Source organism: Trinickia sp. EG282A (genome assembly GCF_040965455.1).
Taxonomy (GTDB): Bacteria; Pseudomonadota; Gammaproteobacteria; order Burkholderiales; family Burkholderiaceae; genus Trinickia; species Trinickia symbiotica.
Genome location: NZ_JBFRCC010000001.1, coordinates 1596097 through 1611620, shown reverse-complemented (window position 1 = coordinate 1611620; position 15524 = coordinate 1596097). Strand labels below are relative to the sequence as shown.

The 15524-nt window shown below is 64.2% G+C and carries 13 protein-coding genes; 3 read left to right on the top strand and 10 right to left on the bottom strand.

Annotated features, from left to right (window positions below):
* Window positions 1–11 precede the first annotated feature (11 nt).
* The gene (gene rbsB, locus AB4Y31_RS07380) at window positions 12–953 is read left to right on the top strand and encodes a ribose ABC transporter substrate-binding protein RbsB (protein WP_368673317.1); all 942 of its coding nucleotides are present in this window, start codon (window positions 12–14) and stop codon (window positions 951–953) included.
* Between the two features lie 142 nt (window positions 954–1095).
* The gene (locus tag AB4Y31_RS07375) at window positions 1096–2121 is read left to right on the top strand and encodes a LacI family DNA-binding transcriptional regulator (RefSeq protein ID WP_368673316.1); all 1026 of its coding nucleotides are present in this window, start codon (window positions 1096–1098) and stop codon (window positions 2119–2121) included.
* Between the two features lie 6 nt (window positions 2122–2127).
* Here AB4Y31_RS07375 and pobA read toward each other — a convergent pair whose 3' ends face one another.
* Entirely contained in the window at window positions 2128–3312 is a 1185-nt protein-coding gene (pobA, locus tag AB4Y31_RS07370) for a 4-hydroxybenzoate 3-monooxygenase (protein ID WP_368673315.1), read from the bottom strand.
* A 144-nt stretch (window positions 3313–3456) separates the two neighbouring features.
* Between pobA and AB4Y31_RS07365 the strand changes: the two genes are divergently transcribed.
* On the top strand, window positions 3457–4380 hold the full coding sequence (locus AB4Y31_RS07365) for a LysR family transcriptional regulator (RefSeq protein WP_368673472.1): 924 nt from the start codon (window positions 3457–3459) through the stop codon (window positions 4378–4380).
* Between the two features lie 105 nt (window positions 4381–4485).
* Here AB4Y31_RS07365 and nanR read toward each other — a convergent pair whose 3' ends face one another.
* From nanR to oiaK, 9 genes are all read right to left on the bottom strand, one after another.
* Window positions 4486–5193, bottom strand: a complete 708-nt coding sequence (gene nanR, locus AB4Y31_RS07360; protein WP_107152362.1) for a transcriptional regulator NanR — start codon at window positions 5191–5193, stop codon at window positions 4486–4488.
* A 54-nt stretch (window positions 5194–5247) separates the two neighbouring features.
* Window positions 5248–7125 carry a hypothetical protein gene (locus tag AB4Y31_RS07355; RefSeq protein ID WP_368673314.1) on the bottom strand — a complete coding sequence of 626 codons (1878 nt, stop codon included), beginning with the start codon at window positions 7123–7125 and terminating at the stop codon, window positions 5248–5250.
* 5 nt (window positions 7126–7130) lie between these two features.
* Window positions 7131–8231, bottom strand: coding sequence for a Gfo/Idh/MocA family protein (locus tag AB4Y31_RS07350; RefSeq protein ID WP_368673313.1), 1101 nt, complete (start codon window positions 8229–8231; stop codon window positions 7131–7133).
* Between the two features lie 4 nt (window positions 8232–8235).
* The gene (locus tag AB4Y31_RS07345) at window positions 8236–9300 is read right to left on the bottom strand and encodes an ABC transporter permease (protein WP_368673312.1); all 1065 of its coding nucleotides are present in this window, start codon (window positions 9298–9300) and stop codon (window positions 8236–8238) included.
* A 61-nt stretch (window positions 9301–9361) separates the two neighbouring features.
* The gene (locus AB4Y31_RS07340) at window positions 9362–10939 is read right to left on the bottom strand and encodes a sugar ABC transporter ATP-binding protein (protein WP_368673311.1); all 1578 of its coding nucleotides are present in this window, start codon (window positions 10937–10939) and stop codon (window positions 9362–9364) included.
* Window positions 10936–11604, bottom strand: a complete 669-nt coding sequence (locus tag AB4Y31_RS07335) for a DUF2291 family protein (protein ID WP_368673310.1) — start codon at window positions 11602–11604, stop codon at window positions 10936–10938. Before AB4Y31_RS07335 ends, AB4Y31_RS07340 begins: the two co-directional genes overlap by 4 nt.
* Before the next feature lie 80 nt (window positions 11605–11684).
* Window positions 11685–12623: a D-ribose ABC transporter substrate-binding protein gene (locus tag AB4Y31_RS07330; RefSeq protein ID WP_368673309.1), complete on the bottom strand. Its 939-nt coding sequence runs from the start codon at window positions 12621–12623 to the stop codon at window positions 11685–11687.
* Window positions 12624–12813: 190 nt separating this feature from the next.
* The gene (locus AB4Y31_RS07325) at window positions 12814–14058 is read right to left on the bottom strand and encodes a ribulose-bisphosphate carboxylase large subunit family protein (protein WP_368673308.1); all 1245 of its coding nucleotides are present in this window, start codon (window positions 14056–14058) and stop codon (window positions 12814–12816) included.
* A gap of 70 nt (window positions 14059–14128) precedes the next feature.
* Window positions 14129–15502, bottom strand: coding sequence for a 3-oxo-isoapionate kinase OiaK (gene oiaK, locus AB4Y31_RS07320; protein WP_368673307.1), 1374 nt, complete (start codon window positions 15500–15502; stop codon window positions 14129–14131).
* Window positions 15503–15524: the final 22 nt, after the last annotated feature.

Here is a 15524-nt window from a genome sequence, read left to right as displayed (position 1 = left end):
GGAGATAACTGATGCAACGGATCATTTCGCCCCTCGTCGCGAGCCTCCTCGTGCTCGGCATCGCCGCCTGCTCGAAACAGGGACCCGACACGACCGCCGCGTCGGCCGCCGCCCCCGCATCGGGCGCCGCCGCCAGCGCGGTCACGGTGGGCTTGTCGGTCTCGACGCTCAACAATCCGTTCTTCGTCTCGCTGAGGAAAGGCGCCGAAGACGAAGCGAACAAGGAAGGCGTCACGCTGATCACGGTCGATGCGCAGAACGATCCGGCCAAGCAGCAGGCAAGCGTCGAAGATCTGATTCAAAAAAAGGTCAGCGTCATCCTGATCAACCCCACTGATTCGTCGGCCGTCGCCAATGTCGTCAAGGAGGCTACCGACAAAGGCATCAAAGTCGTATCGCTCGATCGCAGCGTGAACGGCGCCGAAGTCAGCTCGCACATCGCGTCCGACAACGCAGCGGGCGGCAAGATGGCGGCCGAGTTCATGCTGCAGAAGCTCGGCGGCAAGGGCAACGTCGTCGAGTTGCAGGGCATCCCGGGTTCCTCGGCGGCCCGCGAGCGCGGCGACGGTTTCGATAAATCGATCGAGTCGGACAATGGGGTGAAGATCGTCACGAAGCAGCCGGCCGATTTCGATCGCGCGAAAGGCCTTTCCGTGATGGAAAACATCATCCAAGGCAACAAGGATATTCAGGGCGTGTTCGCACAGAACGACGAAATGGCGCTCGGCGCGGTGAAAGCGATCCAGGCCGCCGGGCTCAAGAACGTCATCGTCGTCGGCTTCGACGCAACCGATGACGCGATGGCCGCCGTCAAGGCGGGCACGATGACGGCAACCGTCCAGCAGCAGCCGGAGCTCATCGGCCAATACGGCGTGCAGACGGCGACGAAGCTGGCGCAAGGCCAGCCGGTCGACAAGCTCATCCACGTGCCGCTCAATCTTTACAAGCAGTAAGCGCTCGTTGACCGAACGCCGTCGGCACGGGGCACGCACGTAGTACGATTGGGCACTAGCACCGTGCGGGTATCAACATCGACGCACGGGCAAAACCGCCGTCGGCGCCCGGCCGGCGGCGGCCCCTCGAGGACAAGCCAACGTGACTCAGTTCGAGCGCCTCACCATCGACGACATTGCCCGGCTCGCAAACGTCTCTCGGACGACGGCGAGCATGGTGCTCAACGGTTATGCCGAACGCTACCGGATCTCGCCGGCGACGGTCGAGCGCGTGCTGCGAGTGGCCAAGGAACATCACTTCACACCCTCGCAATCGGCTCGAGCACTGCGCTCCCGGCGCAGCAACACGATCGGCCTGGTGATTCCGGACCTTACGAACTCGACGCATGCGGCGCTCGCTCAAGCGATGGAGACGCTGTGCCGAGACGAATACGGCTATCAGCTCGTCGTCGTGACGAGCGACGAGGATCCCGCGCGCGAAACCGAAGGGATCGCGCATCTCGTCTCGCATCAGGTCGACGGCATGATCGTGGTGCCCTGCACCGCCGACCCGAAGCGCTACCTGAAATGGACGAAGCGCCTTCCGCTTGTGTTCGCGGACCGGCGCGTCGACGAGACGGGCATTCCCTACGTCGTGACCGATGCCACCGAGACGGTGGCCATGCTGATCGGCGATGCGCTCGCACAAGGCGCGCGCGAGGTGGTCTACTTCGGTGGCCAGCCCGAGCTATCGGCGAGCCGGGACCGACTGGCGGGTTTCCGACAGGCGCTGGCGTCGCACGGCCTGGCCGAACGGGAGGATTGGGTCTTCGAGCGCGACTATCATCGGGAGTCCGGGCGCGTGCTGATGGAGGCCTGGTTTGCAGCTCATGGGCGCTATCCCGAGGTGCTGTTCGCCGGCTCCATCACGCTGCTCGAAGGCGCGCTGTCGTTCATCAACAACGCGCATAAGCTTGGCCAGGCCCCCGGCCGCCTGATGACATTCGACGATCATCAATTGCTCGATTGCCTGCCGCTCACCATCGACGCGATCGTGCAGGATAGCCGCGAACTCGCGGCTCAAAGCTTGCAACGCGTAATCGGGATGCTCGAAGGCGATCCAAAGCCGCAGTCCCTCTTGGTGCCCGCGAACATCCACTTTCGGCACCCGCGCGCCCGCGCGAAGTGAGTCGCGTCAGCCCATGTCCGCAAACGGCAGTCCGACGTAGTTCTCGGCAAGCGACTGCGCCGCGGCGGCTGAGGTCGTGACGTACTTCAGCTCCGACATTTTCAATCGATTGACGAAGCTCGTTTCATCGGCCGACGGGTGCAGCATGTTCGTCATGAAGTATGAGAAATGCTCGGCTCGCCATACGCGCTCGAGGCAGGTCGTCGAATAGGCTTCGATCAGGTCCACCCTGCCGTCCCGATAGCGGGCGGCGAGCGCCCGCGATAGCGTGCGGACGTCGGCCACCGCCAGGTTCATCCCTTTGGCACCCGTGGGCGGCACGATATGCGCGGCATCGCCCGCGAGAAAGAGCCGTCCGTATTGCATCGGCTCGGCCACGAAGCTGCGCATCGGCGTGACGCTCTTCTGCGTGATCGGCCCTTCGTTGGGCGTCCACCCTTCGTCGTTTTCGAAGCGAGTATGCAGCTCCGCCCAGATGCGCCCATCGGACCATTCCGCGAGGTTCTCGTCGGGGCGACACTGGAGATAGAGGCGCGTGACGCTCGGCGAACGCATGCTGAAAAGCGCAAAACCGCGCTCATGATGCGCATAGACGAGCTCGTCCGCCGACGGCGTCGCATCGGCAAGAATGCCGAGCCATGCGTAGGGATAGACACGCTCGTAAGTGCGCAGAACGTCGGCCGGAATCGACGCACGCGAAACGCCGTGAAAACCGTCGCATCCCGCGATGTAATCGCAATCGATGCGGATGCGCTCGCCACGATGAACGATTTCTACATAGGGCTGATCGCTTCGAATGTCATGCAAGGACACATCCGCAACGTCGAAAAGAACGGGCTGCTCGTGATCGACCGCCGCCGCGATCAGATCGCGCACGACCTCGTGCTGGCTGTACACGGTGATCGAACGGCCCCCCGTCAAGCGGGTCATGTCGATGCGATGGCGCCTGCGCTCGAACAGCAGCTCGATTCCATGATGGACGAGCCCCTCTCGCTGCATGCGCGCGCCGAGTCCGCTCTCGACGAGCGTATCGACCGTTCCCTGCTCGAGCACGCCGGCGCGGATGCGGTGCTCGCAGTATTCGCGCGAGCGGGTCTCGACGACGACCGAGTCGATCCCCTGCAGGCGCAAGAGATGAGAAAGAAGCAGTCCCGCCGGCCCGGCGCCGACGATCGCCACTTGAGTCTTCATGGATGTCCCCTCTGTATCTCTACTTCGAAAGATTGGCTGAGGGGAATTCTCGGGCGCCCCCTAATATACGGCAACGCGATTTTGCGCATACCCTGTATACGACATTTCGATAAAGGTGCGGGGCCCGAGGGGGCCCGAAGCGTGATGCAGGATCTCGACTTGAATTTGATTCCCTATCTCGTGGCGATGGAGGAGGCGCGCAACGTCAGCCGCGCGGCGCAGATGCTCGGCGTGAGCCAGCCGCGCGTATCGACGGCGCTGGCGCGACTGCGCGATTATTTCGGCGATCCGTTATTCGTACGGACTTCACGCGGCATGGAGCCGACGCCGCGCGCCCTGTCGTTGATTCCATCGGCACGCGAGGCGCTGGGACATATTCAACGCGGTGTGCTCGATACGCAGCAGTTCGACCCGGGCACGACGACGCGCACGTTTTCGATTGCGCTCTCCGATGTCGGTGAGATCGTCTTTCTACCGCGGCTATTGCAAGTCTTGGCCCAACGCGCGCCGCATGCAAACTTGCGCTCGCTTTCTTTGCCGCCGGCCGACCTCGAACGCGGGCTCGCGGCCGGCGAAATCGATCTGGCGATCGGGTATTTTCCCGATTTGTCAGGCAACAACTTCTTTCAGCAGCGTCTTTTCTCGCATCGGTTCATCTGCTTGATGCGCAACGGCCACCCGCTTGCCAAGCGGTCGCTGACGCTCGAGGCGTTCCTGCGATGCGGCCATGCCGTGGTGCGCGCGGAGGGCCGCAGTCAGGAGGTGCTCGAAAAGTATCTGGAGAAGCACCGTATCCAGCGGCGCGCCGTGCTCGAGACCTCTCACTTCATGAGCCTGCCGTTCATCCTCTCGCGAACCGATCTGATCGCGACGGTGCCGCATGCGATAGGCTTCGCCTACGCGGCCGAGCACGCTTCCATCACGCTTGCCGAGCCGCCGCTCGCGTTGCCGCGCTTCGACCTCAAGCAGCACTGGCATCGCAAATTTCATAACGATGCAAGGACAATATGGCTGCGTGGCATCGTTGCGGAACTGTTCAACGACGAGCACGACGAGTGGCCCCGTTGAGAGGCTGTACGAACCGGAGGGAGTAGCCGCCTCCACGCTGCGAATCGGGCGGGCTGACGAGCGCGGTCGTGGTGCCCTTCGCTTTCGCCACTCACCTCGCTCCGCTCAACTCTTCATCAACGTGCGATAAAGATCGTTGGCCCGGCTCAGGTGCGCATGCATGGCTTGCGCAGCGGCGTCGCCGTCGCCCGCGGCAATCGCTTCCGTGATGCGCTCATGCTCGGCGAGCGTCAGCGCTTCCGCGCCCGGCGCGCGAACCATCGGCCGGTAATAGTCGGAAGCCCAACGGAAAATCGACTCGACGATCGCCGGGAAAATCGGATTGCCCGTGATTTGCGCGATCTCGCGGTGAAAGGCCATATCGCGCTCGAGAAATTCTTCGAGATTGACCATCGATGCGCGTTGCTGCTCGACTCTGAGGCGCAGCCGCGCCGCATCTTCCTTCGTCGCGCGCTCGGCGGCCATCCGTGCGGTGCCTGCCTCGAGAAAGAGCCGCGCCGATTTTAAATGCTCGAGCATGTCGGGCTGCGTGCGCAACAGATGCATCGCGCCGCTGGCAATCTGCGCGATCAATCCATCGGCCGTCGGCACGACGACGCGCGCTCGCTCGCCATGCACGATCTCCACGATGCCCGAGCGCTCGAGCGTTTGCAGCGCCTCGCGGATCGCCGGACGACCAACACCGTACATCTCCATCAACTCGCGCTCCGACGGCAGATGCGCGCCCGGTGGAATCTCGCCATGACGGATGCGCTCCATCAGACGATCGAGCACTTCCTGATAGAGCTTGCGACGAGGAATGATTTCTGGCATCGAGAACAGAGGCAAAAAACTGGTCTGATGACCATATCACGAAGCGGGTCGTTTTTAAAGCGCGCGGTCCGCGAAGCCCGCAGTATCAAGCGCCACGGAGCGCAGGCCAAACGGGTCGAGCGTTGCGATCGTTCGTTCTCCTATCGATACGCGTTGGATATCCGGCGTCAGGTTGACGAGGGCCAGTTCCAGCGCGCCGGCGTCCGTCACGGCGCCGAACGCCGCGACCTGCCCGGGCCGGCTCGAGCGGCACGGGACGCGAGGACGGCGCGCCATCCGCGCGACGATGGCGGCAACATCGAACATCGGATATCGCTCGCCCGAAACGTCCATGACGCCGCGCGGCCCGACGAGCGCCCCGAGCGTCAGGCATTCGATGCGAGCGCCCTCGAGCGCCGCGACGTAGCCCCCTAGCCACGCCGCCCCGTAGCGTGCGCGCTGCCGCGGGTCCGCTTCGGCCATCGCCACGCGCTCGCGATACGGATTCGGCATGACGCGCGAACCGTAGGGGTTTTGCCGCATGCCGATCGAAATCGGCCCGATCGCATACGGTTGGTCGCCGATCAAAGCGCGGCACGATCGCGTGATGTGCGGGATGGCTTCGAGCGTCTCCATCACGCTGCGATCGTCGGCCGCGTGCACGATCGGGCAAGTGGCATGGGTGACGTAATCGACCATCCGCAGCGGCGGCCGCTTCCGATTAAGTTCAGTGAAGTAGCTGAGCATGCCTCCACCGAGACGTAGGCCGGGCAGCGCATGCCGTGCCGCGCGGTAGACCTCGTCGAGCGGCGGACACGGTGGACTCGCACTGCCGGGCGGATTCGATTGGCGATGCACGGCAGGACTCACGACGACAGCCGCCAAATCGAGCGTTGCTTCTCGAATCTGCGCCGCGACGCGCGCGAGTTCCTCCGCCGGTGCGCCCTGCCCAGGCAACGCGAGCTCGAGCGTCGCCGCAATACCGCTCGCGCGCTTCAATTCCGCGTAGCGCCGCAACTCGTCCGCGCCGTGGCCCGCGAGCGGATCGAAGTGCAGCATCAGCCGTCGGGGGGCCAGGGCCAGCAGCGCGTCCAGATTGGCGCGTACGGCTTCAATTTCCGCTGGGGCGACCGCGACGCCGAGCTCGGGCATCGACTCTTCGCTGCATAGCGCGTCGATGTCGACCGCGACCATCGCGTCGTCGGTCTGCTTATTTCTCTGCCTGCTCTGTACAGTCGCATGGGCCGGCACGTCGATCGTCACCGAGACCGCCTGTTCGCTCGTCTCGCCGGCACGGATCGTGTAAGGCCAAGGCAACGCCAGCGGGCGCGAATAGGTCTTGAACGAGGCGTCCGACCAGTTGCGCTGGTCTTCCATCTCGAACACGTCGCCGGTCAGCCCGCAGCGCACCCACCATCCCATCGGCGTTTGGTAAGCGATCGCGCGAATATCCATGAACGGCTGCCACGGATCGATCGTATCGGGGAAATGTGCGACCTCGACCGTGCCGTCGCCGTGCTCGACGCGAGCCGGCGCGCCGGCCACGCCGGCGATCGGATGGAGCACGCAAAAGCCGCAGCGCGCGGCGATGAAATCGGTCAGTGCCGTGCACGTCGCCCGACATTCGAGGCCGTGTTCGGCGTCGCAGTCGATCGCGATCTCGAAGCGCAACGCGTGTCCGTCCGGATTTGTGCTACGGGCGCTGTACGAGAGACGAAAGCCCCCGTCGCGTTCGTCGATCCGCTGATCGCTGATTTCGGGCCGACAGGTACCCCAATCCTTGTCGCGTACAAGATAGGCGATCGCGCGAATCACTTCCACGCCGTCGTACCGTATATCGCGCAATGCACCGTCGATCAAACAGGCCGACCAGAGTCCCGCGTGCAGTCGGCGGGAAGGCGGCTCGACCTGCTCCGTACCGTACAAGCGCAACATGTCGGATGCAGTAATCATTCGTGTCACGCCTCGACGGAGTTGCGCGTGGCATCGGCGGCGGGAGCCGGCACCCCAAGCACGACATCCTGCCCCGCTTCCGCTGATCGGTACGTGGCCTCGACCAACGCGAGCGTCTTCAAGTTGTCCCGCCCCGACGTCGATGGCTCGATTCCCTTCCTCAAGCAATCGATCCAATGAGACTGAATGCCGACGACGCTATCCTGGATCGCGTGCCACGGCGCCTCGGACCACGGATAGACCTTCGGCGCGGCGAGCTCCTCGCGGGTACCCCGGCGGCCATGAACTTGCAACCGGTAATCAGCGAAAAGCCGCAGCGTCCCCTCTGAACCGTCCACCTCGACGAGCGTTTGCGGGAAACGCTCCTTCGGCAGCCTCGTCGCATAGCTGCAGTCGACAATGCTCGTCGCGCCCGCAACGTGTTGAAGAAGGACCGTCGCCACGTCTTCGCCGGCGATGTCCGGATTCACACGCGCAGTCGTCGCCGAGAGCCGCCGGACATCGCCGAACAGATATCTCGCGATATCGAGCACGTGAATGCCAAGGTCCTCGACGATAAAGCGCGGATTGCGCGCGAGGTATGGCTGGCCGCTGAACACATCGAACGCCGAGCGAAACGATATGCGGCCCCAGAACGGTGTTCCGATCTCGCCTTCGGCCAGCACGCGGCCGACCGCGCGGATGGCGGGCTGCCAACGGAAGTTTTCGTGCACCATCAATGGCACATCCGCCTGCCGGCAAACGGCGACCATCGCCTCGGCATCGCTCATCGACAAGGCAAACGGTTTCTGGCAAATCACGGCCACGCGGTGCCTCGCCGCGAGCTCGACGAGCGCCCGATGGCTCGGCGCCGTCGTGGCGATGTCGACGAAATCGAGCCGCTCGCTCTCGAGCAGCGCGGCCGCATCGCTGTAGAGTCGCTCGATCCCGAACGCCGCGCCCGCCATGCGCAGCCGCTCCTCGTTCGCATCGCAAAGCGCCACGATTTCGACGCCATCGATTTCCCCCCATCCATGCAGATGGTTGCGCGAAAAGAAGCCGCAGCCGATCAGTGCCCCTCGGATCTTGCCGGCAGCCGCGTGCACATTCACCGAAGCATCCGTCATGGGTTCAGCCTCCAGAAGCCGCTTGTCGTTGCAATGCGAAGCGATGCTGGACGCGTCGCTGGATCTGGTCCACGACGACGGCGGCAATGATCACCACGCCTTTCACCACGGTTTGCCAGAACGCACTGACCCCCATCATGACGAGCCCGTCGGACAGGATGCCGATCACGAACGCCCCGACGATCGTCCCACCGATCTTGCCGCGCCCACCCGACATCGACGTGCCGCCGAGCACAGCCGCGGCGATCGCGTTCAGTTCGAACGTCTCGCCGCTCATCGGATGCGAAGCGACGAGCTCGGACGAGATAATGAGCCCGACGATCGCCGCGCAAAAACCCGAGAACATGTAGACGATCATCTTGACGCGATTCACGCGCACGCCCGAGAGCTGGGCCGCCCGCTCGTTGCTGCCGATCGCGTAGATCTGCCTTCCGAGCGGCGTGCGCGCGGCGACATAGGCGGCGATGACGCCGATGATCGCCAACAGCCAGACGGTAAGCGGCACGCCGAGGACCGAAGCACTGCCGAGCAGCGGAAACCCGGTCGTGCCGTAAGCGGGATTGCCGGCCAGGTTCGGGAAGGTTTCGCCGTCCGAAGACAGCAACGCCGCGCCGCGGGCGACATAAAGCGTGCCGAGTGTCGCGATGAACGGCGCCACGTTGAGCCGCGTGATCAGCAAGCCGTTGATGGCTCCGACCGCGATGCCGACGGCCAATGCGGCGACGATCACGATCGGCACGCTGAGGTAGAGCGTGTATGCGCCCAACGGGATGCCATGCAAAATCAGTCCGCCCGCCACCATCCCCGAGAGCCCGACGACCGAGCCGACCGACAAGTCGATGCCGCCCGCGACGATGACGAACGTCATGCCGATCGCGAGAAACGCGTTGAGCGCGACGTGTCTCGACATGATGAGCAGGTTCTCGATGTTGAGAAAATTCGTGGCGGCGAAGGAGAAGAAGATCACCACGGCGAAGAGCGCAATGAACGTACGCAGCTTCAGCAACAGCAGCAACGGCGCTTCTCCGACCGTCCACGTCGAGCTCGTTTGCTTGACGACAGCCGTCATTTCGATGTCTCCAATGTTATGAGTCTGCGTTCAGCGGTGTGCATGCCGTGCCTCGTCGAAATCATGCGCGAACGGCATCCGTTTCGTGCAAGCTCGCGGCCGCGCGCCGGCCGACTGCTGATGCGGCGACGATATCGTGCTGGGTGGCTTCGGCCGCCTCGAACTCGGCCGTTACGCGCCCGCTCGACATGACGAGAATGCGGTCCGACAGCGCCATCACTTCCTCGAGGTCCGAGGTGGCGAAGAGAATCCCGAGCCCCTTCACGGAGAGATCGCGCATCACTTTGAAGATGTCGGCCTTCGCCCCGACGTCGATGCCGCGGCTCGGCTCGTCCATCAGCAGCACTTTCGGCGTCGTCATCAAGGCTCGCGCGATGACGACCTTCTGCTGATTGCCGCCGGAAAGCGAACTGACGGGCAGGCGCCAATCGGCGACCTTCATGGCGAGCTCGCCGATATACCGCGTGATCCGACTTTGCTCGTGTTTCGGGTCGATGTCGAAGCCCCGCGCCAACGTTCGCAGGCTCGACAACGTCATGTTGCTGCCTATCGAGAGGATCGGCAGCAGCGCATCCGCTTTGCGGTCTTCAGGAATCAGCGTGACGCCTTCGGCCACGCGCTCGGCGATCGCCCTGCCGCTCAACGGCTTGCCGGCCAGCACAACTTCGCCTTCCGCCTCGGCGTGGCAGCCGAGAATGCATTCGAAGAGCTCCGAGCGGCCCGCTCCCATCAAACCGTAGATGCCCACGATTTCGCCCGCGTGCAGCGTCAGCGATACGTGATCGACAAGATAGCCGCCGCCCTTCTTGGGCAGCGACAGCGCGCGCACGCCGAGCACTTCGGCGCCGCGCTCATGCCCGACGGGGCGCGCGAAATCGCGCGTTTCCCGCCCGACCATCTGCTGCACGATCCAGCGCACGTCGACCCGCGCCATGCGCTGATGGCCCGTGATACGCCCATCGCGCAGCACCGTGATGTAGTCGCCGATCCGAACCAGCTCCTCGAGTCTGTGGGAAATGTAGACGATCGCGACGCCATGTGATTTGAGGTCGGCAATGACACGAAAGAGCACCTCCACTTCCGCCGCGCTCAGTGCCGACGTCGGCTCATCGAGAATCAGGATGCGCGCGTCCTGCGCGAGCGCTTTCGCGATCTCGATCAATTGCTGCTGACCGATCGGCAATTCCTCGACGAGCGTGTCGGGGCTCAAGTCCAACTCTAGCCGCTCGAGGAGCGCACGGACCTTCGTGCGCTGCGTGTTCGCGTCGATATGAATGCGGCCGCGCGTCATCTCGCGGCCCAGAAACACGTTCTCCGCGATCGACAGATTCGGAAAGAGGTTGAGCTCTTGATGGACGATCCCGATACCGTGCCTCAACGCTTGCGCGCTGTCGGCCAGCTCGATCGGCGCACCATCGAGCACGAGGCGGCCGGAAGTCGGTTGTTCGGCGCCGGCGATGATCCGCATCAGCGTCGATTTTCCGGCACCGTTCTCGCCGACGAGCACGTTGACGGCCGCCCGATGCACGACGAAGCTCACTTCCTTCAGTGCCGTCGTGCCCGGATAGACCTTCGTGACCGCCTCGACGGAAAGGATCACGTCGTCGTGCGACACCACCGCATCGGCCCCGTCGCTCATTGCGCTTTCTCCAGTGCTATTGCAACGGGCACGACCTCGGGCTGATCGCTCGTCCCGTCGTACGAGAACGTGCCGGTCACCGTGATCGTCTTGCCCTTCAGGCCGTCGCGCGGCAGCGCCTTCATGACATGTTCGACCGCGTAGGCATTGAGCGCGGTGCCAAAGCGCGCGTAGTCGATCTGATTCGTGAAGTCGGAAAACGAAACGAAATCGAGCGAATCGCGCAACGCCGTGCCGAGCACGGTGGGGCCGATATCGACGATGACGTCCGGCTTGCCGCTGCCGCTCGTATCGACGCCGATCGTCCCTTCGCTGGACGATGTGTCGACCGATACGATCGTGCCGCGCAGCTTCGTCGGGAAATTCCACGGCCCGCCGCTCGTCTTGTCGCGATAGCCGTACTTCTGGCCCGCCGCATCGGCATCGGCTGCAACGGCATCGCGCAGCAGATTGAAGTCCGTCGCGCGCTTCGCGATATCGGGGACCACTTTCGCTTCCCACTCCTTCGCGACCGCGGCATTCGGATCGTACGCCGACACGGCATAAGGATCGGCCGCCGCGCCGCTCGCGGCCCCAACGGCCGCCGCATCGTTCTTCACGAGCTTGCACGCTGGCAACGCGCCGCACAGCGCAAGCAGCACGCCCGCCCACACCATTCGTCTCATCGGTATCCTCGCCTCGACAACTCATCAGGCGGCGCCGCCGGCGGGCCGCGCCCCCCTCGGTTTCGCTCAACGCTCAACGCTCAACGCAGCGCGAACAGATCGAGCTTCTTCGCGTTGGCCTTCGTGATCAGCGAGCAATCGATCAGCTGCTTTTCCGGCTTGCCCGTCGAGTGCGTCTTCAGATACTTGTCGGCCTGGTCCACGGCTTGGGTCGCCACGAGCGCGGCCGGCTGCAATACCGTTGCTCGAATTTCGCCGCGCTCGATTGCGTCGCGCACGTCGTTGCTGCCGTCGAACCCGACCACGATCACGTCGTCGCGCTTGGCCGCTTTGAGCGCGGCCGAGGCGCCCATCGCCATGGTGTCGTTGCCGGCGATCACACCCTTGATGTCGGGGTGGCTCTGCAGGATGGACTCCATCACGCGATAAGCCTCTGTCTGGCTCCAATTGGCCGATTGGCGCGCCACCATCTTCAGGTTCGGGAACTGGTCGATGACGTCGTGATAGCCCTTCGAGCGAATGCCGGCGTTGATATCCGCTTCGCGGCCGACGAGCTCGACGTAGTTGCCTTTTTCGCCCATTGCCTTGACGAATGCGCGCCCCCCGAGCTGTGCGCCCTGATAGTTGTTCGAGACGATTTGCGAAACGGCCACGCCCGTCTTGTTGATCTCGCGATCGATGAGGAACGACGGAATACCGGCATCTTTCGCTTTCTGCACAGCCGAAATCGAGGCCTCCGAACCCGCGTTATCGAGAATGATCGCTTTCGCGCCGCGTGCGATCGCCGTATCGACGAGATTCATCTGTTTGTTCGCGTCGTCGTCGTGCGAGAGGACGATCGTGTCATAACCGAGCGACTTCGCGCGGGCGTCGGCCGTATCAGCTTCCACCTTGAAGAACGGATTGTCGTGCGACGGCGTGATGATCGCAATCAAGCCGGCCGCGTGCACCGGACCGGTAGCGCCCAAAACGATGAGCGCGCACGCTCCGCCGGAAAGCCACTGCTTCAGACCTTTCATGTCTCGTCTCCTTGATGTGCGGCGAGCAGCATTGCCAATTGAGCCGGCTCCCGCTGCCGCTGCCACTGGTGCTTATCACTCTTGATGATGTCAACGTACCAACGCGGACGCGCTCAGGCTTCCTATCGCTTCATCATTTCACTAATACCCGAGGCGACTGAAGCGACTTGCGCGACCACCCCTTACAGCGTCACTTCCAGAAACCCAGAGCAGCTTGCAATGCCGGATGACGCATTGCATGTTGCTCGAGCGGCACGCCCTTGATCGCTGCAACCCATGCCTCGCGCAACGCGTCCACGCCGGCGGCCACCCCTCCCGGGTGGCCGAAAATGCCGCCCCCCGCTGCATGAATGAGATCGGCGCAGCCGAGCGCCGCATAGGTAGGCGCCGCCTGCAGCCCGGTTTGCCCGGAGCTGAAGACGGGCATGGCCGGCATCGGCGCCTCGGGCATGACGGGCGAGAGGACGGCGCGCGCCGCCGCGATCACGCTCTCGTCCGATTCGCTGAACTTGTTGGCGAGCCCGTTCACGTGCAGGTGATCGGCGCCCGCGAGCCGCCAGATCTGCTGCCATGGTGCGTAATCCCAGCCGAGCTGCGGACTGCGCGACAGATAGCCCCATCCGGCCCGATGCGCATGTATCGGCAACTGTGAATGACGTCTGAGTTCGTGCAGGCCGACGATCCCGACCGAGTTCAAGACCGCCATGACGCAGGTGCCGCCCTCGGCGAGCACAAGGTCATGGCGGCGGCGCATCTGATCGAGATCGCCCGTGAGGTTGAACGCCACCATCGCTTTTTTGCCGGTTCGATCCGCGTGCTCGTTGACGACGCGCATCACCGCGCGCACGCGCTCGTCGAACGGGCAATGCGGGCCGTCGGCTTGCAGCTCGTCATCCTTGATGAAGTCGATGCCGCCCATGACGAGATCGCGCACTTGCCGCGCCGTTTCTTCCGGCGACAGCCCCACGCTCGGCTTGATGATCGTGCCGATGACCGGGCCGTGGCTGACGCCCGTGAGCCGGCGCGTACCTTCGATCCCGAACGCGGGGCCCGGATAGGCCGCCGCGAACGAAGGCGGCAAACGCAAGCCCGTCAGCCGCAGGCCCGACACCTGACGCAGTTCGTACAGATTGCCCGCGATCGTCGAGACGAGATTCGGCAACGACGGTCCCAGGTTTTCGATGGGCCACGAAAGCTCGAGCTCGCATTGCGTGTAGCGGTTCGAGCGCATGCCGCCGGGCAGGCTCGGTCCGTCAACTTCGCCTAGTATTCGCAGCCGCTCGACGCGCGCGCCCGATCTTTCCTTCAGTTCCGGCGTTTCGTTCGGCAGCGCCACGAACGTGCCGCTCGATTGCTCGCCCGCGATCACATCCGCTGCGACGCGCGGGTCCGCTCCGGTCTCGAGGCAGTAAGAGGCATGAATCCGTTCAGTCACGACAATGCTCCCTTCAATGGTGGGACGCTCATGCTTGCGCTTTGCGTTCGCCCGCGAACGCGGTGCCGTTTCATGGTGTCGGCATCGCGCCCTTCAGGCAGGCGCCAAAAAACGAAGCCTCGCCCATCTGGCCGCCCTTTAGTACGATCTCCAGCCCGTCGCGTCGCGGCGAATCGGACCAGACGCGACACAGCGGCGCACCCGGCGCCATTGCGGCCAGCACGCTCAGCGCTGTGATGTCGAGCGAGCTCGCCACTTCACCGGAACTGTCGCCGCCGGCCACGACCACGCGCCTGAGCGCGATCTCATCGAGCAGGCGTCGCATGATGTCCGCGAGCGTCGAGCCCACGCGGCGCGCCGCATCGTGGCGCGTCATGCCGGCCGCTCGCGCAATCGCCTCGAAGCCGAGCACATCGGGGTCGTCAGGGCCTTCGGCGCTGTGCACGACGACGCTTCGCCCTTGCGCAATGGCCTTGGCGGCCTGGCGAACATGGTGCTCGGCTTCTGCCCCTGCGCTCTCGCGATCGAGCGCACGTCTCAGATCGAGTCGAGCCACATGGAATCCGTTTGCGCGGGCCCAACGAATCTGCTCGGCCGTCACGGGCGAGCAGCTGCCGCTCACGACAGCGATGGCATCGACCGCGTCCGCCGCCGGCAGAGACGGTGACGCGGGCAGCATGCCGCACTTGCGCCACCAGGCGGCGAGCGCGTACTGCAGGCCCGATGACGACGCGGTGAAGACACCGTCGCCGCGCCCTTCCCAAACCAACCTGCCCGCTTCGACGAGCGTTTCGTCATCGAGTACGTCGATCATCACGACAGGGACGTCGCTGCCGGCGATTCGATGCACGAACGGCAACGCGTCCGACGATCGCAGGCGCACCATGTCGACGAGCTCGATGCGTCTATCGGTCTGCCGTCCGAGATGCACGGGCAGGTCGGCCTCGTTCATCGGCGTGACCGGATGCCGCGACATCGTCGGATGGCGATCGAGCCGATACCCTACGCCGCCGATCGCCGCGAACAGATTGCCGAACACTTGATAGCGCTTGAGCCGCGGGGCGCCGACAATCATCGGCGACCACTCACCATTCATCGCCTTCACGCCGATATCGATGGCGCGACCGATCGAGCCGATTTCGGGTGACGAATCGAACGTCGAGCAAACCTTGTACTGCAGGATGGGCGCGCCCAGCTTCGCGAGACCGTAGAACGCATCGGGCAAGGTATCGCTCATCCATTGCGGCGTGCGCCCGCGCGAGGCGCCCGCGAGCCCCACGCAGCGAACGCCCGGAAACCGCGCGAGCAGCTCGCGCGACGGCGTATCGAGGCACAACAGCGTGGGCACGCCTGCCGCCGTCATCGCCTCCATCGCGTCCGTCGATCCCGTGAAGTCGTCGCCGTAGAAGGCAAGCAGCAAGCCGTCAGGCCAGGTCGTATGCATTTCGGTGCGCTCTTGCGATGTC